Genomic DNA, 23946 nt, shown 5'->3' on the forward strand with positions numbered 1-23946 from the left:
TCGGCCCCTGCCCGCCGGTTGCCTGGAGGCTTCATGTTCGACGGCCCGTTTGACGTCTTTGCGCTGATCATTGCGATCATCGCCTTCCTGATCGCGATCAAGGCCTCCAACCAGGCGGCCGAGCTGCGCCGCCGGCTGAGCTCGCTCGAAGAGATGGTTTACGCGCAACGGCGGGTGCAGCCGCCGCCGCTGATGCCCGCACCGGTGCAGGCTGAAGCGCCCGCGACAACTCCGGCCGAGCCACCGCCGCTCGCGCCCGAGGCCGAGGCGCCGCCGCCGCTCGTCACCGAAGAGGCTGCGCCGCCACCGCTCGAAGCGGGCACTGGGGCCGATGCACCGCCTCCGCTGCCGGCGCCGGCGCCGGCGCTTGATATTAGAGAGCCTGGCTTCGAGGAGCGTCTCGGCACGCGCTGGGTGGTGTGGATCGGCGGCCTTGCGCTCGCGCTCGGCGGCTTCTTCATGGTGCGCTATTCGATCGAGGCCGGCCTCGTCGGCCCCGGCGTGCGCGTGTTCCTCGGCGGCCTGTTCGCAGCCGCGCTGCTCGGCGCCGGCGAATGGTCGCGGCGCAAGGAGAGCATCTCCAACATCGCGGCGCTGCCGATCGCCAATATTCCCGCGATCCTCACCGCGGCCGGCACGGCCGTGGCGTTCGCGACCATCTATGCCGCCTACGCGCTCTATGGCTTCCTCGTGCCTGCGACCGCCTTCGTGCTGCTGGGCCTCGTCGCACTCGGCACGCTTGCCGCCGCCCTGCTGCACGGGCCCGCGCTCGCCGGCCTCGGCGTGGTCGGCGCGTTCGTGACCCCGCTCCTCGTCTCCAGCGGCAAGCCGGACTATTGGGCGCTCTACGTCTATCTCGCCATCGTCACCGCCGCGAGCTTCGGCCTTGCCCGCATCCGGCTGTGGCGCTGGCTTGCGGTGACCACGATCGCCTTCGCTGTGCTCTGGATCTTCCCGGGTCTGGACACCAGTGACGTGCAGGTCGCGCCGCACGCCTTCCATGCGATCGCGGGATTCGTGCTGGCTGCGCTGCTCGTCGTCTGCGGCTTCATGTTCGGGCCCAGCATCGAGGACGGCGAAATCGAGCCGGTGTCGTCGAGCTCGCTCGGCGCCTATCTGTTCGGCGCGATGCTGATCGTGCTGTCGAGCGCGCATGCGGATCTGGCGCTGATCGCCTTCACGCTTCTCGTCGGTGCGACGCTGTTCGTCGCCTGGCGCGCGCCGGCAGCGACCGGCGCGCTGGGCGCGGCCGCGGCGACCGTCTTCATCGTGTTCGCCGAGTGGGCGGTGCGCGCCAATCCCGACATGCTGGTGCTGCCCGGCGGCCCCTTGCCCGGCATCGGACCGGTCGCGACCGACAGCTCTGTGACGCTGCATCTGGTGATGGCTGCGATCTTCGCCGCCGGCTTCGGCATGGCCGGCTTTTTCGCGCAGGGCCGCTCGAACTCGGCGATCATTCCGGTGGTGTGGTCGGCGGCGGGTGTCGCCACGCCAATTGCGATCCTCGTTGCGCTTTATGCGCGCATTGCCCATCTGGATCGCTCGATCCCGTTCGCGATCCTCGCGGTGCTGCTTGCCGCCGCCTTTGGCGCCGCCACCGAAGCGCTTGCGCGCCGCGAAGATCGGCCGGGGGCGGCGACCTCCGTCGCGCTGTTCGCGACCGGCACGCTCGGCGCGCTGGCGCTGGCGCTGACCTTCGCGCTCGAGAAGGGCTGGCTCACGATTGCACTGGCGCTGATGTCGCTCGGCACCGCCTGGATCTCGCTGCAGCGCCCGATCCCGGTCCTGCGCCGGCTCGCGGCCATTTTCGCCGCGATCGTCACCGCGCGCATCGTCTATGATCCGCGCATCGTCGGCGATGCCGTCGGCACGACGCCGATCTTCAATTGGCTGCTATGGGGCTACGGCCTGCCGGCGGCCTCGTTCTGGGGCGCGAGCATCTTCCTGCGCCGCCACGCTGACGACGCGCCGCTGCGCGTGGTGGAAGCCGCCGCGATCCTGTTCACCGCGCTGCTCGCCTTCATGGAGATCCGGCACTTTGCGACTGGAGGCCAGATGACGTCTGCGCCGTCGCTGCTCGAATGCGCGCTGCAAGTCTGCGTCGCGTTCGCCATGGCGATCGGGCTGGAACGGCTGAGGCTGCGCAGCCGCAGTATCGTGCACAATGTCGGCGCGGTGGTGCTCACGGCCATCGGCGGGCTCATCAGCGTGTTCGGCCTACTGATCCTGGAGAACCCGCTGCTGTGGCATATCGACGTCGGCGGCGCCGTGTTCAACCTGCTGCTGCTCGGCTACGCGCTGCCGGCGGTGCTGATGCTGCTGCTGTCCTATGCGGTGGTCGGCGAGCGTGGCAAGGCCTATGCAAACACCATCGCTGGCGGCGCGCTCGTGTTCGCGCTCGCCTATGTCACGCTGGAGATCCGCCGCTTCTATCACGGCCCGATCCTGTCCAGCGGCGAGACGACGGGGGCCGAGCAATACACCTACTCGATCGGCTGGCTCGCCTTCGGCGTGGTGCTGCTCGGCGTCGGCATCCTCGTCAACTCGGAGCGCGCGCGGCTTGCGTCCGCCGCCGTCATCGCGCTGACGATCCTGAAGGCCTTCGTGATCGACATGTCGACGCTGACAGGCGTTTACCGCGCGCTGTCGTTCATGTGCCTCGGCGTCGTGCTGGTCGCGATCGGATGGCTCTACCAGCGCATCCTGTTCCGGCGGCAGGCTCCGCCGCCGGCTCCACAGACGGGAAGCTGAAGATCAGGCCGCGCGGACCGAATCCAGGAACTGCGCGACCTCGACCTTGAGGCGCGTGCTGTCGGTCGCCAGCGATTTCGCCGCCGACAGCACTTCGGTCGAGGCCTCGCCGGTCTCGATCGCACCGCGCTGCACGTCGGTGATGTTCGCCGAGACCTCCTGCGTGCCGACCGAGGCCTGCTGGACGTTGCGCGAGATCTCCTGCGTGGCGGCGCCCTGCTCCTCGACGGCCGCGGCGATCGCCGCGGACACTTCGGACAGCCGCTCGATGGTGCCGCCGATCTCCTGGATGGCGCTGACGGATTCCTGCGTTGCCGCCTGGATCCCCGAAACCTGGGCCCCGATCTCGCCGGTCGCCTTCGCGGTCTGCTCGGCCAATGCCTTGACCTCGGAGGCGACGACCGCAAAGCCGCGGCCGGCCTCGCCGGCGCGCGCCGCCTCGATGGTCGCGTTCAGCGCCAGCAAATTGGTCTGGCCTGCGATCGTGTTGATGAGCTCGACGACGTCGCCGATGCGGGAGGCGGCCTGCGACAGCGCGTTGACGCGCTCGTTGGTCCGCGCCGCCTGCTCGACGGCTTCCGCCGCCATCCGCGCCGAATCCTGCACGCGGCGGCTGATCTCGGTGATCGAGGACGACAGCTCCTCCGAGGCGGAGGCCACGGCCTGGACGTTGGTGGAGGCTTCCTCGGAGGCTGCCGCCACGACGGTCGCGAGCTCCTGCCCACGCCGCGCGGTGCTGGTCAACGTCGACGCCGACGCCTCGAGCTCGGTCGAGGCCGAGGAGACGGTGCCGACGACTTCGCCGATCATGGCTTCGAACTTGCGGGTAATGGCATCGACACGGCGGCCGCGCTCGATCTTGGCTTCGGCGTCGGCGGCGGCGGCCTCGTCGGCAGCCTTCTTGGCGATCAGCGCTTCCTTGAAGATCTGGAGCGCATCCGCCATCGAGCCGATCTCGGTCTTCTCGCCGCGATGCGGCACCTCGGCCGAAAGGTCGCCCTCGCCGAGCGACTGCATCGGACGGATGATCGAGGCAATACCACGCGAAACGTCGCGCACGAGATAATAGGCGGCGGCGATCGCAATCACGACCGAGAACACGATGATGCCGACCAGCACGCGGAAGATCATGGCGTAGCTGTCGGCCGCCTGCTTGGTCTCCAGCTCGGCGCCCCGGTTGTTGAGCTCGATGCCCTTCTGGAGCAACGGATCGGCCGCCTGGGCCATCTTGGCGACCTTGGTCTGCAACAGCTCGTTGGCCTCGGTCGGGAAACGACCGACGCTCTTGCGCGACAGCGCCATCACGTCCTGCACGCCGTTCAGATACTCGGCCCACGCCTTGGTCCATTGCCCGTAGAGCGAGCGCTCCTCGGCGGTCGTGATCAGCGGCTCGTAGACCTTGCGCGTCTGGTCGATGCGCCCCTGCAGCGAGGCGAGGCGCTTCTCGGCCGCATCCTTGCCTTCCGCGCTGTCCTGCATCAGATGCAGACGGAGCGCGACGCGCAGCTCATTGATGTCGGCGCGAAGCGAACCGAGCGCGCGCACGCTCGGCAGCCAGCTCTCCGCGATCTCGACCGTATGCGCATTGATGTTCTGCATGGTGCCGATCGCGGTCACGCCGACGCCGGCGAGTGACAGCACGAGGACCGACAACACGGCCAGAAGCTTGAAGACGATCGACAACTTCGACATCACGACAAATCCCGATGATACCCGGCAACGCGTGAATCACCTGCGCCGCAATCGTCGCGACGGACGACAGGGCGGAAGTCAATTCATCGATGCTGGCTGGTTCTTATCCCGTGAGATTGCGCCTAATAGTCGCAAACAGGCGTTAACAGGAACCTACGTAAAATTACGGGACCGCCCGCGTCGTCGTTATTTTCCCTGCAACTATCTGTTGCGGCAGCACTGATATCTCGTGTTGCGATGCGGTCGACGCAGCACAACATCGAACGGAACGCCGTCACGCCGCCCGCACCGACTCCAGGAAGCGCGCGACCTCGCTCTTCAGCCGGTTGCTCTCCTGAGACAGCGAATGCGCGGCCGAATGCACCTGCGCCGAGGCGGCTCCAGTCTCGCCGGCACCGCGCTGGACGTCGGCGATATTCGCCGAGACTTCGGAGGTGCCGTGCGCGGCATGCTGGATGTTGCGGGAGATCTCCTGCGTCGCGGCGCCCTGCTCCTCCACCGCGGCCGCGATGGTCGACGAGATCTCCGACATCCGCGCGATGGTGTCGCCGATCTCCTTGATCGCGCCGACGGAGTCGTCCGTCGCGGCCTGGATCGCACCGATGTGCTGGCCGATCTCGCCCGTGGCCTTCGCGGTCTGCTCGGCGAGCGCCTTCACTTCGGTTGCGACCACCGCAAAGCCCTTGCCGGCCTCGCCCGCCCGCGCCGCCTCGATCGTCGCGTTGAGCGCCAGCAGGTTGGTCTGGGCGGCGATGGTGTTGATCAGCTCCACCACGTCGCCGATCCGGGAGGCCGCCTTGGTCAATTCGGCGACGCGCGCATTGGTGCGCTGGGCCTGCCCGACCGCGACGTCGGCGACGCGCGCCGATTCCTGCACCTGGCGGCTGATCTCGGAGATCGAGGAGGTCATCTCCTCGCTCGCGGATGACACCGACTGCACGTTGGCGGACGCCTCTTCCGAGGCCGCCGCCACGGCGGTGGCAAGCCCGTTGCCGCGCTCGGCGGCCTGCGTCAGCGTGTTGGAAGACGCCTCGAGCTCGGTTGCCGCCGACGACACGATCTCGATGATCTCGCCGACCGCGCCTTCGAACCTGTCGGCGAGCCGCTGCATGTCGGCCTTGCGCTGTTCGCGCCCGCGCGCGTCCGCTTCCGCCTGTTCGGCGCGCAGCCGCTCGGCTTCCGCCATGTTGGTCCTGAACACCTCGACCGCACCGGCCATCTCGCCGATCTCGTCCCTGCGGCCGACGCCGGGAACGGAAATCGAGAGCTCGCCGCGCGCAAGCCGGGTCATCGCACCGATCATCGCACCGAGTGCCTTCGAGATCGAGCGTCCCAGCAAAAAGCCGACGGCGGCAAGCACGATGACGGTGACGCCGAAGGCGACGACCATCCAAAGACGCACGGCCTCGCGCGTGGCAGCTTCGGCGGCGTCCGCCCGCCTGGACATCGCATCGACCGCGGTCCGCACCTCCGCCATGACAGGCTCGACCTCGCGGAAGGTCTTCATCATGCTGGCGTCAAGGGCCGCGCTCTGCTGCGCGGTCTCGGCCCAGGCCGTGAACTCGGACTGGTATTTCTGGAGCTTGGCCATGATGTCGTTCATCGCCACCGTCGGAATTGCGACGACCTCTATCGCCTTGGAGAATTCAACCGCGGCCTTCTTCACCTCGGCGATGTACTTGGGGTCGCGCCGTAGCATGAAGTCCTTCTCGTGCCGGCGCATCATCAGCATCCAGGTCGTCGTCCTGGGATCGTCGATCTCCTTCAGCTTGGCCTCGATGTCGTGCACCGCGGCGCGGAGCGAACCGGACAGGCCGACCGTCTCGTTCAGACCGAGCCTGGTCTCGGCGGCCACCAATGCGCCGAAGTCCGACGCGTATCGCTTGAAGCCGTCCTGGGCCTGCTTCATCTTGTCGGACAGCACGCTCATGCCGCCCGCCGCCATCAGCCGCTGCACCTCATCGAAATCGCGGTTGATCGGCCCGATCAGCTCGGCATGCGCCTTGGCGTAGCTCTCGGCCCGGCGCTGCAAGAAGTTCTTCTCGTTGCGGCGTGCCTCCAGCATCTCGATCGAGAGCTGCTTGTCGAGATCGGCGATCGCGCGGGCACGATTGGCAATGTCGCGCGATGCGTCCTGGGAAAGGCTGCCGATCTCGTAGATCGCGCCGAACGCGACGAGACCCAACAGTCCGAACAGTCCGATCGCCATGACCTTGTGGGTGAGGCGAATGGAAAGGCCACTCATGGAATGTGCTCCAAGACGATTGATACGCAATGCAGGGAGGGCGGCTGGGCGCGCGAAATATTGCGGAGATGATGCCTGCATCGCTTTTCCGGAAGGTTAACCGTGCAGCTCTTCTGATCGCGCATCCAGCCGCGAACGCATGCGAACCACCGCACGTCCTCGCGCGACGGTTGCAGCCGTCGGCGATCGGTGAGGACGGCCGCGCTCAGGCGGCGCGCACCGTCTCCAGGAATCTGCCGACCTCGAGCTTGAGGCGATTGCTGTCGCCGGACAGCATCTGCGCGGCGGACAGCACCTGCGAGGAGGCCGATCCGGTCTCGCTCGCGCCACGCTGCACGTCCGTAATATTGGACGAGACCTGATGTGTGCCTTGCGCGGCCTGCTGCACATTGCGGGAGATCTCCTGCGTCGCCGCGCCCTGCTCCTCCACGGCCGCTGCGATGGTCGAGGAAATCTCCGACAGCTTCTCGATGGTGTCGCTGATGTCCCTGATCGCGCCGACCGAATGCTCGGTCGCGGTCTGGATACTGGCGATCTGCTGGCCAATCTCGCCCGTCGCCTTCGCGGTCTGCTCGGCGAGCGCCTTGACCTCGGAGGCAACGACAGCGAAGCCGCGGCCGGCTTCACCGGCGCGCGCCGCCTCGATCGTGGCATTGAGTGCCAGGAGGTTGGTCTGGCCCGCGATGGTGTTGATCAGCTCGACGACGTCACCGATCCGCGTCGCCGCCTTGGACAGCTCGCTGACGCGCTCGGTCGTGGTGCGGGCCTGGCCGACGGCCTCGCTCGCCACGCGCGCGGATTCCTGCACCTGCCGGCTGATCTCGGTGATCGAGGACGACAGTTCCTCCGTCGCGGACGCCACCGACTGCACGTTGGTGGAAGCTTCCTCCGAGGCTGCTGCAACCACGGTGGTGAGCTGCTGCGTGCGTTCGGCGGTCGAGGTCAGCGTCGTCGCGGATGCCTCGAGCTCGGTCGAGGCCGACGACACCGTGCCGACGATCTCGCCGACGGCGCCTTCAAAGCTGTCGGCGAGCCTGCGCATCTCGGCCTTGCGCTGCTCGGCCGCGATCTGATCCTGCCGCATTTTGGCCTCCGCTTCCTCGCGCGCCTTCTGCTCGGACACGATCTTGAATTTCTCGACGGCGCCGGCGACCTCGCCAACCTCGTCCTTGCGGCCGAGACCTGGCAGCACCACGGAAAAGTCGCCGCCGGCGAGCTTCTCCATCGCGGCCGTGAGTGCGCGCATCGGCCGCGCAATGCTGAAGACGGAGAAGATGCAGGCACCGATCAGAACCAGCGCGACCAGCACGCCGGTGACGAGCGACGTCCGCGCAACCGACGCGGCTTCGGCCTCTGCCTCGGTGCGCGTCTCGACGCTCCTCTGCTTGGCGAAGTCGGTGATCTGATTGGCCAGCTCGGAGATCTCTTCGTTGATCGGCGCCAGCGTCCCCTTGCGGATGCGATCGACCTCGGCAACGAGCTTTGCGAGTTGCGCCGCCGCTTCGCCGTCCTTCTTCCCATCGAGCGCAAGCTCCTGCTTGCGGATGGCTTCGATCTGCAGCTCACCCTTGCCGAATTCGCCGATCAGCACGGTCAGGCGATCGATCCGCTTGCGATTTTCCGCCGAGCGCGAGAGCTTGGCCATTTCGCCGGAGTATTTCAGGGCCGCCGTCTGCCGGTCGTTGAAATAGGTGACCGCCTTCTGCATCTCGGCGGGCGAGGACGAGGTCAGGATGTCGCGAATGCCGATTTGCATCCCTCGCACCGAGGCCTTCGCTTCCGCGGCGTTTTGCGCGATCGTCTGCTGTCCCGATACTCCGTTGCCGAGCCTCTGAACCTCGGTGCTGCCGCTCATCTGGAGGAAGATCATCAGCGCGACGAGCCCGATTGTCAGCGCGGAGGTGATGGCGAGCTTGGTGCCGATTCGCAGATTCTGAATGACCATCATCGAACTTTTCCCCGGGATACGCATTGCCGCGACGAAGCGCGTGAACATCCCGGGAAGGCTAACCGGCAGGTTACTCATTAACGTTAAGCGGGGCCCTCGCGTCTTAGGTAGAAGTACGGAAAACGCGGCTTAAATCTGTGGACTTCCACACGTTTCACGCGCGGCGAAATGAAGCTTCTCGGATTTGCATGCTTCGCGTTCGTTAACGCCCGCGCCGTCATTCGCGGCGGTGTCAGTTCACCGTCTCCCCGACGAGGCTGATGCGAAACACCGGCTTCTTGTTCTCGTCGAGCAGCTCCATGCACCACTCGGCATTCGGCTTCAGGGTGCGCGAGATGCCGCCGAGCAGATTGGCGCAGACCTCGGTCATCTCGGTCCACGCGGCCGCGCGATCCTCGAACTCATACGGCTGATCGGCGGCGCCGGAATAGCGACCGGTACTGATGCGGAAGAAGTACAGCGACATCGTTGAACCCTTTTATCGGGCCGCGCCCCCCGGCCGTACGCAAACTGGGACGCGAACAGCTACCAACGCATGAAAGCCGCCGTCCGTATGACTACGGCGCGGCGGCTTCGTGTTCGATGGACGTCTTCAACGAGAAAGTGCGCGGACGGTCCCGCGCAGCCGCTCACTGGGTCGAGCGGCGCAGCTCCAGCGGGCCTTCGTTCTTCGCGGGCTCCGGTTTGCTTTCCGATTTCACCGGCTCGAGCCGGCTGCTCTCGACACGCGGGGTCTCGACGCGCGCGGCGACCTCGGTGTTCGGCGTAGCGACCGACCCCGTGTGCTCCGAAGAGCGCAGCGAGCGCGGCCGCGCGACGGCGCGCGCCATCAGCATCTGGTTGCCGCCCTGGTGGTGGAAGTCGCAATAGGCGAAGCCCATGCCCGACACCGAGCCGCGGAAGCTGCGATCGTCGGTCTTTTCCAGGTTGAAACAGGGCTCGAACGGAATGCCCTTGATCGAGGCGCAGACGTTCTGGCCACGGATCTGGAGCGTGTTGCCGGGCAGGCGGAGATGGCGGACCGGGCCCGCGCCCGAGAACTGCACCGCGCCGGCGGCGCCGAGGTCATCCAGGATTCGGCCCGCGCCGCGGGTGCCGTCGAAACAGGTGAAGGCGAATACCTTGCCGGCGACGAAGCGACGTGCCTCGTCGGCGTTCATGCCTCCAGCAATGGCCGGCGCAATCGTCGCCGCAGCCGTGACAGCCCCCAACACAATACGCGCAAGCATGCTCAACTCCGAACCGACCCCCGCAGCGGGCGATGCCTTATCTCTTTACCCGCTGCTTACCATACTAACCATGGCGACATTGAAGCAGCTTGGTTGGTAAAGTCTGAACGCCGTTAGACAATTTTTACCACGATCCGGCCGCGGACCTGGCCGGACAGGATTTTCGCGCCCCATTCGGAAACCTCGGCGAGCGGAATTTCGTGAGTAATTTCAGATAGTTTAGACCGGTCCAGATCGGACGCCAGACGCTGCCATGCGGCCTTCCTGGGCTCGATCGGGCACATCACGGAATCGATGCCGAGAAGGCACACTCCGCGCAAAATGAAAGGTGCGACAGAAGACGGCAGGTCCATGCCGGCGGCAAGGCCGCACGCCGCGATCGCGCCGCCGTACTTCGTCATCGACAGGAGGTTGGCCAGCGTGGTCGAGCCGACGCTGTCGACACCACCCGCCCAGCGTTCCTTGGCGAGGGGCTTGGCCGGCGCCGACAATTCGTTGCGGTCGATGATCTCGGCGGCGCCGAGGTGCTTCAGGTAATCGGCTTCCGAGGTGCGGCCGGTCGAGGCGATGACGTGATAGCCGAGCTTGGACAGCACGGCGGTCGCGACCGAGCCGACGCCGCCGGCCGCGCCCGTCACCACCACGGGGCCACTCTTCGGCGACAGGCCGTGCTTCTCCAGCGCCAGCACCGAGAGCATTGCGGTGAAGCCGGCAGTGCCGATCGCCATGGCGTCGCGCGCCGACAGGCCCTGCGGCAGGGCGACCAGCCAGTCGCCTTTCACCCGCGCCTTCTCGGCATAGGCGCCGAGATGGGTCTCGCCCATGCCCCAGCCGGTGCAGACGACCTTGTCGCCCGCCTTCCACTGCGGATGCGAGGATTGCTCGACCGTGCCGGCGAAGTCGATGCCGGCGATCATCGGGAAGCGGCGCACCACCGGCGCCTTGCCGGTGAGCGCGAGGCCATCCTTGTAGTTCAGCGTCGACCATTCCACGCGGACGGTGACGTCGCCCTCCATCAGCTCGGCTTCGTCGAACTGCGTAAGCTGCGCGGTGGTGCCCTTGTCCGCCTTGTCGATCCGGATCGCCTTGAACGTGGCCACAGCTGAACTCCCTGACTTGTTTGACGGGGATGTTTAGCCGATCAGGCAGGCTGCGCAACCGCTCTCGCGACGGGTTTCTCCACGATCGGAAGATTGATCAGCGCCGAGAGCACGCCGAACAGGATCGAGAGCCACCAGATCGGCGTGTAGGAACCGAACCGCTCGAACACGATGCCGCCGAGCCAGACGCCGAGGAAGCCCCCGACCTGATGGCTGACGAAGGCGAAGCCATAGAGCGTCGCGAGCCAGCGCGTGCCGAACATCAGCGCGACCAGCGCCGAGGTCGGCGGCACCGTCGACAGCCAGGTCAGGCCGGAGATCGCACCGAACGCGATCGCCGAGAACGGCGTGATCGGGAACGAGATGAAGGCCAGCGTCGCAAGCGCGCGGGTGAAATAGATGGTCGAGAGGATGTAGCGCTTGGGCAGCGAGTTCTGGAGATAACCGACGCTGAGCGATCCCATGATGTTGAACAGGCCGATCGCCGCGATCACCCAGCCGCCGGTTTGCGCCGAGATGCCGCGATCGACCAGGAACGCCGGCAGATGCACCGTGATGAAAGCAAGCTGGAAGCCGCAGGTGAAGAAGCCGAGCACCAGCAGCACATAGGAGCGGTGGCCAAAGGCTTCCGCGAGCGCCTTCATGAAGGTCTGCTCATCCGCGGGCGCCGCGTTCGCCGTGTTTGCGACCGGCGGCGTCGAGAGCGCCAGCGACAGCGGAATGATCAGCAGCATCAGGAAGCCGAACACGGTGAGCGCCTGCTGCCAGCCGAAATTGTCGATCAGCGCGACGCCGATCGGCGCGAACAGAAATTGTCCGAACGAGCCCGCCGCCGTGCCGGCGCCGAGCGCAAGCCCGCGCTTCTCGGCCGGCAACAGCTTGCTGAACGCCGACAGCACCAGGTTGAACGAGCAGCCGGCAAGACCAAAGCCGACCATCACGCCCGCCCCTAAGTTCAGCGACAGCGGCGTCGAGGAGTAGCGCATCAGGAGCAGGCCGCCGGCATAGAGCAGCGCGCCGACGCACATCACCCGGAACAGGCCAAAGCGATCGGCGACCGCGCCGGCGAACGGCTGGCCCAATCCCCACAACAGGTTTTGCACGGCGATCGCGAGGCCGAACACGTCACGACCCCAGGCGAACTCATGGCTCATCGGCTGCACGAAGAAGCCGAGCGCCGAGCGCGGGCCGAAGCCGAGCATGCCGATGGCGCAGCCGCAGAGGATGATGATTGCCGGCGTGCGCCAGGTGGAGGAACGCGAGACCGGACCGAGTTCGCCCACTTGTGTCGACATGGTGTTCCTCATCTTGTCGTTGGCGGATCCGAAATAGGCAGCCACAGGTCAGCTCGTTTAATGCAAATGCATGAACATCCCAAGCCAAAAATGATTGCGTTCTATGAAGGGCTTTCGCGGGAGCATTGCGTTTCAACCAGACCTGGTCCGGCACAGCGGAGCGCGACTTGACGGGAATGTGTGCGAGGAGACCTAGTGGTTCATCACAGTGATTTTGACGTTTTGATACCGAGCCATTCGAGGATCGGCAAGCTTTCCGGTGGCACGAGGATTTCGATGCTTCTGGGGACGCCGGGTTGACGTCGGATGAAGCCGTTTCGTTCGAGGGTGACGATCATCTGATGGACCGAAGGCGGGCTGACGCGGAAGTGGCGCTGGATGTCGGCTTCGGCGGGGGGACGTCCGAACATATGGGCGTAGGTATGGATGAAGGCCAGGTAATAACCCTGCTTCTCGGTGAAGCGCGCGCCTGATTTTTGACTCATCGTTGGATTCGTCCCGGCCTCCGACAAGGAGGCAAAGCATGAATGTACGTTATCGGGTCGAATTGAGCCAAGCCGAGCGCGACGAACTGACGGCGATGCTCGGCGGCGGCAAGCACGCCGCCCGCAAGCTTAAGCGGGCGCAGATTTTGCTGGCGGCCGATGGAGGCTGCCGCGACGAGGAGATTGCCCGGACCGTGAGTGTCAGCCTCTCCACCGTCGGCCGGACCAGGCGCCGCTTCGTGGAAGGCAATATGGAGCGGGCCCTGAGCGAGGAGCCGCGTCCGGGCGCTGAGCGCAAGCTGACCGGCAAGGAGGAAGCCCTGCTGGTGGCGACCGCATGCGCCAAGCCGCCCGCTGGCTGCAAACGCTGGACGCTGACGCTGCTGGCCGACACGATGGTCAAGCTCACCGATCACAACAGCCTGTCGGGCGAGACCGTGCGTCGCCGGCTGGCCGAGAACGACCTCAAGCCGTGGCGCAGGGACATGTGGTGCATTCCCCATGTCGACGGCGAATACGTTGCCCGCATGGAGGACGTGCTCGACCTCTACGCCGAGACGCAGAATCCCGCCCGGCCGCTGGTCTGCTTCGACGAGACCCCCATCCAGCTGATCGGCGAGGTGCGCCAGCCGGTCCCGGCCCAACCGGGACAGCGCGAGCGCTACGATTACGAGTATCGCCGCAACGGCACCGCCAATCTCTTCGTCACCTTCGATCCACATCGGGGCTGGCGCAACGTCAAGGTCACCGACCGCCGCGCCGCCGTGGACTACGCCCACTGCATGCGTGATCTCGTCGACGTCCATTATCCCGACGCCGCCTGCATCCGTGTCGTGCAGGACAATTTGTCGATCCACAAGCCTGGGGCGCTGTATGAGGCCTTCGCGCCCGCCGAGGCCCGGCGCATCCTGCGCCGCCTCGAATTCCACTTCACCCCGAAGCACGCCAGTTGGCTCAATATGGTCGAGTGCGAGATCAGCGTGCTACAGCGTCAGTGTCTCGGCCGCCGCATCGACGATCCCAAAAGGCTCCGAAACGAGATCGCAGCATGGCAAAAGAGGCGGAATAAAACCCGAGCCCGCATCAAATGGATGTTCACAACAGAAAAAGCCCGCACCAAACTCGGCCGCGCCTATCCAGCCACCGCCAAAGAGTCATAATCACTGTGATGAACCACTAGCAACTTCCGGCCGAGCGTGATATCTTTGATTTACTCAGATTGAGCATATTAGGGCGATGACGACGTGCGAGCCGGCCTCTCGGCCGGATTTCTCGGGCCCTGAATATACTCACATTGAGCATAATAACACGAGCGGGAGGCTTTGATGCCGATCATTGGATTTTACGGCCCCGACGACTTTGCCAACCGGCCGCAGGGCCAAGCCACGAACCAGATCACGCCCTTCCCACGCGCCGCGCCGGCGCGAACGGGATCCATACTGCCGATGCCCTCGCTGGAATGGACTGACGAGGTCGAGCGCGCCACCGCGCCGCTCTATGAGCGCGTGAAGCACGTGATCCCGCCGATCGAGTGGCCGCTGATGGCGCCGACCATCAAGGCGATCAACGAGCTGAAGCAGGCGCGCGGCGCAGTGATCCTTGCGCACAACTACCAGGCCCCGGAGATCTTCCACTGCGTCGCCGACATCGGCGGCGACTCGCTCCAGCTCGCCGTCGAAGCCACCAAGGTGAAGGCCGGCATCATCGTCCAGTGCGGCGTGCACTTCATGGCGGAGACCTCGAAACTGCTCAACCCGGACAAGACGGTGCTGATTCCGGATTCGCGCGCCGGCTGCTCGCTTGCCGCCAGCATCACTGGCGCCGACGTTCGCCTGCTCCGGGAAAAATTTCCCGGCGTTCCTGTCGTCGCCTATGTCAACACCTCGGCGGAGGTTAAGGCCGAGGTGGACATCTGCTGCACTTCGTCGAACGCGGTGCAGGTGGTCGAGAGCCTCAATGCGCCAAGCGTGATCTTCCTGCCCGACCGCTATCTCGCGACCTACGTGGCCTCGAAGACCGACGTGAAGATCATCGCCTGGAAAGGCGCCTGCGAGGTGCACGAGCGCTTCACCGGCGGAGAGCTGCGTGAGCTTCGCGAGGCCGATCCCTCGGTGCAGATCATCGCCCATCCCGAATGCCCGCCTGACGTGCTGGCGGAGGCCGACTTCACCGGCTCGACCGCGCACATGATCAACTGGGTCCGCGCAAAGCGGCCGCGGCGGCTCGTGATGATCACCGAGTGCTCGATGGCCGACAATGTGCGTGCCGAACTGCCTGACGTGGAGATGCTCCGCCCCTGCAATCTCTGCCCGCACATGAAGCGCATCACGCTCGCCAACATCCTGGAGAGCCTGCTGACGCTGCGCGAGGAGGTGACGATCGATCCCGCGCTTGCAGAGCGCGCGCGACGCTCGGTCGAGCGGATGATCAATCTGAAGAATTGAGCATCAAACAGCAGCAACACCCACAGTGTCGTCCCGGCGAAGGCCGGGACCCATATCCACAGGAAGGTGTGGTTGCAGAGAACGACGTCAAGCAGCTTCGCCAAACAACTACTGCTGCGGAGTATGGGTCCCGGCCTTCGCCGGGACGACGGTTGAGAGCTTGGAGAAAGCCATGACAACAAACAACATCCACAACCTCACTCGCAGCACCGACGATGTCGTCATCGTCGGCGGCGGCCTTGCCGGACTGTTCTGCGCGCTAAAACTCGCGCCGCGGCCGGTGACGCTGATCTCGGCGGCACCGCTCGGACAGGGCGCCTCATCGGCATGGGCGCAAGGCGGCATCGCCGCGGCGGTGGCCGAGGGCGATACTCCGGAAGCACATGCCGCAGATACGGTTGCCGTCGGCGGCGGCCTCGTCGACGAGGCGGTCGCGCTCGGGATCGCCCGCGAGGCCGCGCCGCGCATCCATGACCTGCTCGCCTATGGCGTGCCGTTCGATCGCGACCTCGAAGGCAGGCTCGCGGTGGGGCGGGAAGCTGCGCATTCGGCGCGCCGCATCGTGCATGTGCGCGGCGACGGCGCGGGCGCAGCGATCATCGCGGCGCTGGGCGAGGCTGTACGCCGAACGCCGTCGATCCGGCTGATCGAGGGTTTCGTCGCCGAAGCGCTGTTGACGGAAGACGGCGCCGTCTCCGGCCTTCAGTTGCGCGAGGCCGGCAATCCTGCCGCCCCGCCGGTCCTGCTCGCCTCACGCGCGGTGGTGCTCGCGACCGGCGGCCTCGGCCATCTCTATGCAGTCACCACCAATCCGATTGAAGCAAGCGGATCGGGCCTTGCGATCGCCGCGCGCGCCGGCGCCCTGATCGCCGATCCTGAATTCGTGCAGTTCCACCCCACCGCCATCATGGTCGGCCGCGATCCGGCACCGCTGGCGACGGAGGCGCTGCGCGGCGAAGGGGCGACGCTGATCAACGCCGATGGCGAGCGTTTCATGCTGGCGCGTCATCCGCTCGCCGAGCTCGCGCCGCGCGACATCGTGGCCCGCGGCGTGTTCGCCGAGATCGCTGCCGGGCGCGGCGCATTCCTCGACGCACGGCAGGCGCTGGGCGCACGCTTCGCCGACAAATTCCCGACCGTGCATGCGAGCTGCATCGCCGCCGGCATCGATCCCGCCACGCAGGCCATCCCGATCGCGCCCGCCGCGCACTACCACATGGGCGGCATCGCGGTGGACGGGCGCGGCCGCAGCTCGATCGACGGGCTATGGGCCGGCGGCGAAGTGTCCTCCACCGGTGCGCATGGCGCGAACCGCCTCGCCTCGAATTCGCTGCTGGAGGCCGTGGTCTACGCCGCACGCATCGCCGACGACATCGCCGGCCGAGCCATCCCCTCGGCTGCCCGCCTTCCCGACGCATTGGTGGCGCCGCGCGGCGGCACACCGGATGCCGCGGCCGTGAAGCGGCTGCGCGCGACGATGAGCGCGCATGTCGGCGTGATCCGTCACGGTGACGGGCTTGCGGAGGCCGTGCGCAGCTTCGCTGCGCTCGAAGGTGACGCAACGAGCATCGCCGTCCGCAACATGGCGACAACAGCCCTGCTCGTCGCCGCTGCGGCCTGGACGCGGTGCGAGAGCCGCGGCGCGCATTTCCGCTCCGATCATCCGGCTGATCTCCCCGCGCAGGCGAAGAGAACGATGACCACCCTCGCAGCAGCGCGCGAGGTCGCAGAAAACCTCACCGAACGCCCAATGCCGCGCATCGCGCAACCCATGATCGCCTGACGGAGTCCTCTATGATCACCCCGACATCCCTGCTCTATCCCGACGCCTTCCTCTCGCCGCTCGCGATCGACGAGGCCGTGCACCGCGCGCTCGACGAAGATCTCGGCCGCGCCGGCGACATCACCTCGCTCGCGACGATCCCGGAGGCGACAAAAGCAAAGGCGATCCTGGTCGCACGCCAGTCCGGCGTGATCGCCGGCCTGCCGCTGGCGCTGGCGACGCTGCAAGAGCTGTCGTCCGACATCGAGGTGCGCGCGCATGTTCGCGACGCCGCGCGCATGGCCCGCGGGCAGCACGTGCTGACGATCTCCGGTCCCGCGCGCGCCATTCTCACCGCGGAGCGGACCGCGCTGAACTTCGTCGGGCGGCTGTCGGGCGTCGCGACGCTGACGGCGGACTATGTCGCGCGCACCGAAGGCAGCAGGATGCGGATCTGCTGCACGCGAAAAACCACGCCGGGCTTGCGCGCACTGGAGAAATACGCGGTGCGCTGCGGCGGCGGCTTCAACCACCGCTTCGGCCTCGACGACGCGATCCTGATCAAGGACAACCACATCGCGGTCGCCGGCGGCATCCGCCCCGTGCTGGAGCGCGCACGCGCCCACGCCGGCCATCTCATCAAGATCGAGATCGAGGTGGATACGCTGGCGCAACTGCGCGAGGTGCTGGACACGGGGATGGCTGACGCCGTACTGCTCGATAACATGGACCTTGCGACGCTGCGTGAGGCGGTGCGGATGAGCGAGGGACGGCTCAAGCTGGAAGCATCCGGCGGCGTCACGTTGGACTCGATCGCCGCAATCGCAGCGACCGGCGTCGACTACGCCTCGTCCGGCGCGCTGACGCATTCGGCGCCGAATTTCGATTGTGCACTGGATATCGAGGCGTGATTTCTTTGCCTCTCCCCGCTTGCGGGGAGAGGCCGGAATTCCCGCTGAAAGCGCGGATTCCGGGTGAGGGGGAGTCTCCGCGAGTCTAACTCTCACCGTCCCCGTAGAGAGTCCCCCTCACCCCAACCCTCTCCCCGCAAGCGGGGCGAGGGAGCACGGCTGCGCTTGCGGCGACAGCCGTAGGCTATCTCAGCGCCGCTCGCTCACACCCATCTCGGCGGAGCTCTTGGCTTCCTGCGTGAGTTCGGCGGAGAGTGCGGCGGTCTGAGCCGGAGAGCCCCAGCTCGGTTCCTCGCTGCCGTCGCCCCAGGCGCGCGGGCGATAGAAGGTGTGCACGCCGGTCTTGTACATCTTCTTCATCTCGGCGACCCAGGACGGGCGCACCCAATAGGCGTGGTAATGCGTGGACTTGCCGACCTCGGGCAGCCAGATCTGGCCGTCGAGCATCGCTTTCGCGATCTTCTTGGCGCGCTCCCACATCTCGGGCTCGCGGATCACGTCGGGATTGTTGTCGCAGGCAAAGGTGAACTGGCAGGCGAAATGGCGGTGCTTGTTCTGATAGACTGCTCCGCACACCGTGTCGGGATATTTGCCGGAGAACACGCGGTTCATCACGACCTGCGCGACCGCCATCTGGCCGCGCACGGCCTCGCCGCGGGACTCGAAGTAGACCGCTTCCGCGAGGCACTTCTCGGATTTCGCGCGCGACTTGTCGTCGAGTGCGAGCCGCTCCGCCGGCGACCTGGCGCGCTGGTTGTCGGCATTGACCTCGCCCTTCGGCGCGACGCTCTCGCCGCTCTCGATGTCCTTGGCAATCTCTTCCGACGGCGGCGTCAGCGAGGCCGTCACCTTCATGTCGGGGTCGGGCATCACGATCAGCGGCTCGGCGCCGGGCTGCCAGCTCTCGATGCTCTCGAGATTGCCGCCGAGCGAGGAGCTGCCGAAGAACAGGTTCGCGGTCTTGACGCTGAAGGGATCGCGCGCAGGCGCGGCGGGCGCTGCGGCCCGCTTCAGCGCCTCCAGCGGCTGAACCGCGAACGAGCGCGCAAGGTCGCTGGCCTTCGGCGGATTGGCATATTGCGGCAACGGCGGCGCGCGAAGCGCTTCCTGGAGCTCGGGGTCGAGCGCGGCTGCGGACTCCGGCGACATCGCCTGCGGCAACGCGGCAGTCTTGGCGCCGAACACCGAACTGTTCGACGTCGCGGGATCTTCCTGCGCGGGGGCTGCGGCCGGTGCGGCAGCGTCGGGAGACGTCGTCGGTGCAACAATAGCGAGGCGATCACCCTTCACGGAGCGATCGACCTTGGGGAAGTCGGCTGCCTGGTAGCGCGGCGGCGCCTGAAGCGCCGGATTGCGGCTGATCGCGCCGGTGACGTCACGGCCATCGAGGCTTGCGAGGCGAACCATCGCACTCTGCGGAACCGAGGTGCCGATGGGGCGGGAAAAACTGTAGGTGGCGAGCTGGATCGAGGACGCCGCGGAATACACCTGCTTCTGCCAACGCTCGGCGACGCCGGGCTGACGCGCCAGCAGCGAGGCAATATCCTGATAGCCGGTCTCTCTCGGCATCAATGCGAAGATGCAGAGACCGATGCCGAAGGACGCGAACCGCGCGCCCTTCGGATGGTTACGCAACACTGACATCGATACGCTCACGCTACGCTAACGCCAGACAAATCGAACCGCAGTACATCCGTGCAATTCGATCTTTTTCTTAAGTATCCAATTTAGGTTGCCGGGGCGTTAATCGGCGTTGCGCGCGCGGCACACTCAAGCGATTGCAGGTGTTTTCACGGGGCAATGACGCGCATTGGTAAATGCCGCCTCACGCGAAGCGGTAAACATCTGGTCAACGCGAATGGTGAAGGAACTCTTGCGCGCACGTATCATTACGGGACGCGCGACGAGTTCCCGGTGTTAGCGTTTGCACACAGCGCTTCCACACCACAGCAGTCATGCCCCGCGGGCGATGACACCGAGAGTGTGGCGGCATGCGCGTTCAACAGTCTCGTCATTGCGAGCGCAGCGAAGCAATCCAGACTGCCGCCGCGGAGGGATTCTGGATTGCTTCGCTGCGCTCGCAATGACGGCGTGGCAAGAGTGCCGCTCAAAATGAAAGAGGCGGGGTTGGGCCCCGCCTCTTCGCATTCAACATTTCAAATCGCCTTACGCCTGGCTCGCGACTGCCTTGCCGAGTGCGGCTTGCGCCGCGGCGAGGCGGGCGATCGGCACGCGGTAGGGCGAGCAGGAGACGTAGTCGAGGCCGATATTGTGGCAGAAGGCGACGGAAGCGGGATCGCCGCCATGCTCGCCGCAGATGCCGACCTTGAGCTTCGGGCGGGTCTTGCGGCCGCGCGCGACGCCGATCTTGACCAGTTCGCCGACGCCCTCCTGATCGAGCGCGACGAAGGGATCGATCGGAAGGATGCCCTTGGACACGTAGGTGCCGAGGAAGCTCGCGGCATCGTCGCGGCTGATGCCGTAGGTGGTCTGCGTCAGATCGTTGGTGCCGAACGAGAAGAACTCGGCGCTCTCCGCGATCTCGGCCGCGAGCAGACAGGCGCGCGGCAGCTCGATCATGGTGCCGACCTGATAGGCGAGCTTGGTGTTGGTGTCGCGCATCACGGCCTGTGCGGTGGCGTCGATGCGCGCCTTGACGAGGTCGAGCTCCATCTTGGTGGCGATCAGCGGCACCATCACCTCGAGGCCCACGGCCTTGCCGGTGCGCTTCTCGGCCTCGACCGCGGCCTCGAAGATCGCGCGCGCCTGCATCTCGGCGATCTCGGGGTAAGCGATCGCGATACGGCAGCCGCGGAAGCCGAGCATCGGGTTGAACTCCGACAGCTCGCGCGCGCGGTCGGCCAGGCGCCGCGGGTCGGTGTTCATGGCACGCGCCACTTCCTCGACCTCGGCATGGGTATGCGGCAGGAACTCATGGAGGGGAGGATCCAAAAGCCGGATCGTGACGGGCAGGCCCTTCATGATCTCGAACAGCTCGACGAAGTCGGCACGCTGCATCGGCAGCAGCTTGGCGAGCGCGGCGCGGCGTGACTGCTCGTCCTCCGAGAGGATCATCTCGCGCACCGTGCGGATGCGGGTCTCCTCGAAGAACATGTGCTCGGTGCGGCACAGGCCGATGCCTTCCGCGCCGAACTTGATCGCGGTGCGGGCGTCGTCCGGCGTATCTCCGTTGACGCGAACGCCGATCTTGCGGACCTGGTCGGCCCACTTCATCAGCGTGCCGAACTCGCCGGACAGCTCCGGCTCGATCATCGGCATGCGGCCGGCGAGCACCTGGCCGAGCGAGCCGTCGATGGTGATGACGTCGCCGGTCTTGAAGGTGCGCGAGCCGATGCTCATGGTGCCGCGGCCGTAGTCGACGCGGATGGTGCCGCAGCCGGAGACGCAGGGCTTGCCCATGCCGCGTGCGACCACCGCCGCATGCGAGGTCATGCCGCCGCGGGTGGTGAGGATGCCTTCGGCGGCGTGCATGCCGTGGATGTCCTCGGGGCTGGTCTCGATGCGGACCAGAATCACTTTGCGCCCGTCGGCCTGAAGCTTGGCCGCTTCGTCCGAGGAGAACACGATCTCGCCGGAAGCCGCACCGGGCGAAGCCGGCAGGCCGGTCGCGATCACGTCGCGCTTGGCGTTGGGATCGATGGTCGGATGCAGCAGCTGGTCGAGCGAAGCCGGATCGATCCGCGTCACCGCTTCCTTCTTGGTGATCAGGCCCTCATTGGCGAGCTCGACCGCGATGCGCAGCGCCGCCTTGGCGGTACGCTTGCCGCCGCGGGTCTGGAGCATCCAGAGCTTGCCCTGCTCGACCGTGAACTCCATGTCCTGCATGTCGCGGTAGTGCTTCTCGAGCAGCGTGTAGATCCGCGTCAGCTCCTTGAAGGCCTCCGGCATCGCCGCTTCCATCGACGCCTTGTCGGAGCCGGATTCCTTCCGCGCCTCTTCGGTGATGTCCTGCGGCGTGCGGATGCCCGCCACCACGTCCTCGCCCTGCGCGTTGATCAGGAACTCGCCGTAGAGCTTGCTCTCGCCGGTCGAGGGGTTGCGCGTGAAGGCGACGCCGGTCGCCGACGTCTCGCCCATGTTGCCGAACACCATGGCCTGCACGTTGACCGCGGTGCCCCAGGATTCCGGAATGTCGTGCAGCTTGCGATAGGTCACCGCGCGTGCGTTCATCCAGGACGAAAACACCGCTCCAATCGCGCCCCAGAGCTGGTCGTGCGGATCCTGCGGGAAATTCTTCCCGGTCTCGCGCGCGACCGCGTCCTTGTACTTGCCGACCAGCTCGACCCAGTCCTCAGCCGACAGGTCGGTGTCGAGCGTGTAGCCTTGGCTGTCCTTGAAGGTGTCGAGGATTTCCTCGAAATGATGATGTTCGAAACCGAGCACCACGTCGGAATACATGGTGATGAAGCGGCGGTAGCTGTCATAGGCGAAGCGGCGGTCGCCGGACAGTTCCGAGAGCGCTTCCACGGTCTCGTCGTTGAGGCCGAGATTGAGCACGGTGTCCATCATGCCCGGCATCGAGGCGCGCGCGCCGGAGCGCACGGAGACGAGCAGCGGGTTCTTGGTGTCGCCGAACACCTTGCCGGTCAACTTGCCGACATGGTCGAGCGCCTTCTCAACCTGCGACTGCAACTCCTTCGGATAGGTCTTGCCGTGTGCGTAGAAGTAGGTGCAGACCGAGGTCGGGATGGTGAAGCCGGGAGGCACCGGCAGGCCGAGATTGGCCATCTCGGCGAGGTTGGCGCCCTTGCCGCCGAGCAGGTCGCGCATCTCCGTCCGGCCCTCGGCCTTGCCGTCGCCGAACGTGAACACCCATTTGCCGGCCTTGGCCGCAGCTGGCGCGACTTTGCTCGGTGCCGGCTTCAGAGCGACCTTGGCGGCGGCCTTCGGCGCAACCGGCTTGGTCGCAGCCTTTGAAACCGCCTTGGCGGCGGGCTTCGCAGCCGGCTTGGCCGCGGGCTTGGCAATCGGCTTCGGGACGCTCTTGGAAAGCGCCTTGCGAGCCGCCGGCGCGGCTTTCGCCTTGACGGAGGACTTTGATTTCGCTGGTATTTTCTTAGGCTTCGAGGCGGCTTTGGCCATAGCTTGCACACAACCTGCGAGAGGAAAGGGAAATCGCGCGCCTTACACCACTTTGGGCAGGCCCGCGCAAGTCGAAGAGTTCCGGAAAATGAAGGCCTAGAGATGGAGCCACTTCAACAATCCGAGCCCGATCGCACCATTTATGATGAGAAAGATCGCGACGATGAGGTTGAGAAGCCGCGGCATGATCAGGATGAGCACGCCCGCAATCAACGACAGGATCGGCGAAATGTGGGCGACAGTGATGTGCATGAATTATCTTTCCGTGGTGGTGGGGGCGAATCGCGGGCGGATCATAGCGGACCCGGTTCCGCGGGTAGAGACGCACTAGGGGTCGCACGAGTTCCCCCCTTCGCGAAAACTGCCCAAAAATGCCGCGAATGCGGCAAGGCATTTTCCGGAACATCGCGCGCGTCGCAGCATTGGCAACCGGTCGCGCCACTGGCGCCGGCTGAAATCATGTCGAAGGAGTTGCCCATGCGGAACAGGATTCTCGCTCTCGCAGCGCTTGGCGTCGCGCTCGGTGCGCCGATTGCGGCACAGGCGCAAACAGGCATTACGATTGGACGCGCGCCCGTCGTGGTCGACGGCGGCCCGACGATCGCGGTCGAGCAGCGGCCAGCCTTCCGCGACTATGTCGTTGAACAACGCGTGCCGGCCTTTCGCATCCCGGATCGCGTAGTGGTCGGCGCCACCTTACCCGAGAGCGGCGTCACCTATTATGACGTGCCGCAACGTTTCGGCGCCACCACCTATCGCTACACCGTCGTGAACGGCGAGACCGTGCTGGTCGAGCCGCGCTCGCGGCGCATCGTCGAGGTGCTGGACTAGATCCTCGACGGACACGTTCCTTTCGAGCGAACCGGTATCCACTTCGCTCGAAAACGCATCGTTCAACTCGATGTCCGGCGCGTCAAATCAGGCTGACGCGTGCAGTGTTAGAATCGGACATCAGGCCCCGCCCGGTTTCCCCCGCCGGGT

18 protein-coding genes are annotated in these 23946 nt (G+C 66.0%); 7 read left to right on the top strand and 11 right to left on the bottom strand.

Features of this window, described 5'->3' with window-relative positions; genetic code table 11:
* Window positions 1–33 precede the first annotated feature (33 nt).
* Complete coding sequence (locus tag EI171_RS35440) at window positions 34–2751, top strand: DUF2339 domain-containing protein (protein WP_161536059.1); 2718 nt, start codon at window positions 34–36, stop codon at window positions 2749–2751.
* A 3-nt stretch (window positions 2752–2754) separates the two neighbouring features.
* Here the strand turns inward: EI171_RS35440 and EI171_RS35445 are convergent, their stop codons facing one another.
* On the bottom strand, window positions 2755–4443 hold the full coding sequence (locus EI171_RS35445; protein WP_161536060.1) for a methyl-accepting chemotaxis protein: 1689 nt from the start codon (window positions 4441–4443) through the stop codon (window positions 2755–2757).
* On the opposite strand from EI171_RS35445, the gene EI171_RS35450 reads away from it, so the two are divergent.
* A complete protein-coding gene (locus EI171_RS35450; RefSeq protein ID WP_161536061.1) occupies window positions 4418–4666 on the top strand; it encodes a hypothetical protein in 249 nt (82 codons plus the stop codon). The two genes, EI171_RS35445 and EI171_RS35450, sit on opposite strands and share 26 nt — an antisense overlap.
* Before the next feature lie 51 nt (window positions 4667–4717).
* Here the strand turns inward: EI171_RS35450 and EI171_RS35455 are convergent, their stop codons facing one another.
* The 7 genes from EI171_RS35455 to EI171_RS35485 form a co-directional block, all read right to left on the bottom strand.
* Window positions 4718–6688: a methyl-accepting chemotaxis protein gene (locus tag EI171_RS35455; RefSeq protein ID WP_161536062.1), complete on the bottom strand. Its 1971-nt coding sequence runs from the start codon at window positions 6686–6688 to the stop codon at window positions 4718–4720.
* A 205-nt stretch (window positions 6689–6893) separates the two neighbouring features.
* Entirely contained in the window at window positions 6894–8636 is a 1743-nt protein-coding gene (locus EI171_RS35460) for a methyl-accepting chemotaxis protein (RefSeq protein ID WP_028175620.1), read from the bottom strand.
* Between the two features lie 232 nt (window positions 8637–8868).
* Entirely contained in the window at window positions 8869–9102 is a 234-nt protein-coding gene (locus EI171_RS35465; protein WP_028175619.1) for a hypothetical protein, read from the bottom strand.
* A 163-nt stretch (window positions 9103–9265) separates the two neighbouring features.
* Window positions 9266–9865 carry a hypothetical protein gene (locus EI171_RS35470; protein ID WP_011085332.1) on the bottom strand — a complete coding sequence of 200 codons (600 nt, stop codon included), beginning with the start codon at window positions 9863–9865 and terminating at the stop codon, window positions 9266–9268.
* Between the two features lie 113 nt (window positions 9866–9978).
* A complete protein-coding gene (locus tag EI171_RS35475) occupies window positions 9979–10965 on the bottom strand; it encodes an MDR family oxidoreductase (protein WP_011085331.1) in 987 nt (328 codons plus the stop codon).
* 41 nt (window positions 10966–11006) lie between these two features.
* Window positions 11007–12260, bottom strand: a complete 1254-nt coding sequence (locus tag EI171_RS35480; protein WP_161536063.1) for an MFS transporter — start codon at window positions 12258–12260, stop codon at window positions 11007–11009.
* 203 nt (window positions 12261–12463) lie between these two features.
* Window positions 12464–12745 carry a LexA family transcriptional regulator gene (locus tag EI171_RS35485; RefSeq protein WP_126262178.1) on the bottom strand — a complete coding sequence of 94 codons (282 nt, stop codon included), beginning with the start codon at window positions 12743–12745 and terminating at the stop codon, window positions 12464–12466.
* A gap of 38 nt (window positions 12746–12783) precedes the next feature.
* Between EI171_RS35485 and EI171_RS35490 the strand changes: the two genes are divergently transcribed.
* The 4 genes from EI171_RS35490 (at window position 12784) to nadC (ending at window position 17862) form a co-directional block, all read left to right on the top strand.
* The gene (locus EI171_RS35490) at window positions 12784–13905 is read left to right on the top strand and encodes an IS630 family transposase (RefSeq protein WP_161532241.1); all 1122 of its coding nucleotides are present in this window, start codon (window positions 12784–12786) and stop codon (window positions 13903–13905) included.
* Window positions 13906–14070: 165 nt separating this feature from the next.
* Complete coding sequence (gene nadA, locus EI171_RS35495) at window positions 14071–15189, top strand: quinolinate synthase NadA (RefSeq protein WP_161536064.1); 1119 nt, start codon at window positions 14071–14073, stop codon at window positions 15187–15189.
* A gap of 172 nt (window positions 15190–15361) precedes the next feature.
* Window positions 15362–16972, top strand: a complete 1611-nt coding sequence (locus EI171_RS35500; RefSeq protein ID WP_028175615.1) for an L-aspartate oxidase — start codon at window positions 15362–15364, stop codon at window positions 16970–16972.
* An 11-nt stretch (window positions 16973–16983) separates the two neighbouring features.
* The gene (gene nadC / locus EI171_RS35505; protein ID WP_161536065.1) at window positions 16984–17862 is read left to right on the top strand and encodes a carboxylating nicotinate-nucleotide diphosphorylase; all 879 of its coding nucleotides are present in this window, start codon (window positions 16984–16986) and stop codon (window positions 17860–17862) included.
* 189 nt (window positions 17863–18051) lie between these two features.
* Here the strand turns inward: nadC and EI171_RS35510 are convergent, their stop codons facing one another.
* From EI171_RS35510 to EI171_RS35520, 3 genes are all read right to left on the bottom strand, one after another.
* A complete protein-coding gene (locus EI171_RS35510) occupies window positions 18052–19506 on the bottom strand; it encodes a cell wall hydrolase (protein WP_161536066.1) in 1455 nt (484 codons plus the stop codon).
* Between the two features lie 522 nt (window positions 19507–20028).
* Window positions 20029–22965 (bottom strand): pyruvate, phosphate dikinase, encoded by a 2937-nt coding sequence (ppdK, locus tag EI171_RS35515; RefSeq protein ID WP_161536067.1) that lies wholly within the window; start codon window positions 22963–22965, stop codon window positions 20029–20031.
* Window positions 22966–23061: 96 nt separating this feature from the next.
* Complete coding sequence (locus EI171_RS35520; RefSeq protein WP_074077234.1) at window positions 23062–23217, bottom strand: DUF3096 domain-containing protein; 156 nt, start codon at window positions 23215–23217, stop codon at window positions 23062–23064.
* 225 nt (window positions 23218–23442) lie between these two features.
* Between EI171_RS35520 and EI171_RS35525 the strand changes: the two genes are divergently transcribed.
* Window positions 23443–23796, top strand: coding sequence for a DUF1236 domain-containing protein (locus EI171_RS35525; protein ID WP_161536068.1), 354 nt, complete (start codon window positions 23443–23445; stop codon window positions 23794–23796).
* The last annotated feature ends 150 nt before the right edge of the window (window positions 23797–23946 follow it).

This window comes from Bradyrhizobium sp. LCT2 (assembly GCF_009931255.1).
In the GTDB taxonomy this organism is placed as follows: domain Bacteria; phylum Pseudomonadota; class Alphaproteobacteria; order Rhizobiales; family Xanthobacteraceae; genus Bradyrhizobium; species Bradyrhizobium diazoefficiens.

Excerpts from the sequence above, each read along its gene's own strand:
- EI171_RS35440 (WP_161536059.1), top strand. The coding sequence starts at position 34 with ATGTTCGACGGCCCGTTTGACGTCTTTGCGCTGATCATTGCGATCATC.
- EI171_RS35445 (WP_161536060.1), bottom strand. The coding sequence starts at position 4,443 with ATGTCGAAGTTGTCGATCGTCTTCAAGCTTCTGGCCGTGTTGTCGGTC.
- EI171_RS35455 (WP_161536062.1), bottom strand. The coding sequence starts at position 6,688 with ATGAGTGGCCTTTCCATTCGCCTCACCCACAAGGTCATGGCGATCGGA.
- EI171_RS35460 (WP_028175620.1), bottom strand. The coding sequence starts at position 8,636 with ATGATGGTCATTCAGAATCTGCGAATCGGCACCAAGCTCGCCATCACC.
- EI171_RS35465 (WP_028175619.1), bottom strand. The coding sequence starts at position 9,102 with ATGTCGCTGTACTTCTTCCGCATCAGTACCGGTCGCTATTCCGGCGCC.
- EI171_RS35470 (WP_011085332.1), bottom strand. The coding sequence starts at position 9,865 with ATGCTTGCGCGTATTGTGTTGGGGGCTGTCACGGCTGCGGCGACGATT.
- EI171_RS35480 (WP_161536063.1), bottom strand. The coding sequence starts at position 12,260 with ATGTCGACACAAGTGGGCGAACTCGGTCCGGTCTCGCGTTCCTCCACC.
- EI171_RS35485 (WP_126262178.1), bottom strand. The coding sequence starts at position 12,745 with ATGAGTCAAAAATCAGGCGCGCGCTTCACCGAGAAGCAGGGTTATTAC.
- EI171_RS35490 (WP_161532241.1), top strand. The coding sequence starts at position 12,784 with ATGAATGTACGTTATCGGGTCGAATTGAGCCAAGCCGAGCGCGACGAA.
- nadA (WP_161536064.1), top strand. The coding sequence starts at position 14,071 with ATGCCGATCATTGGATTTTACGGCCCCGACGACTTTGCCAACCGGCCG.
- EI171_RS35500 (WP_028175615.1), top strand. The coding sequence starts at position 15,362 with ATGACAACAAACAACATCCACAACCTCACTCGCAGCACCGACGATGTC.
- nadC (WP_161536065.1), top strand. The coding sequence starts at position 16,984 with ATGATCACCCCGACATCCCTGCTCTATCCCGACGCCTTCCTCTCGCCG.
- EI171_RS35510 (WP_161536066.1), bottom strand. The coding sequence starts at position 19,506 with ATGTCAGTGTTGCGTAACCATCCGAAGGGCGCGCGGTTCGCGTCCTTC.
- ppdK (WP_161536067.1), bottom strand. The coding sequence starts at position 22,965 with ATGGCCAAAGCCGCCTCGAAGCCTAAGAAAATACCAGCGAAATCAAAG.
- EI171_RS35520 (WP_074077234.1), bottom strand. The coding sequence starts at position 23,217 with ATGCACATCACTGTCGCCCACATTTCGCCGATCCTGTCGTTGATTGCG.
- EI171_RS35525 (WP_161536068.1), top strand. The coding sequence starts at position 23,443 with ATGCGGAACAGGATTCTCGCTCTCGCAGCGCTTGGCGTCGCGCTCGGT.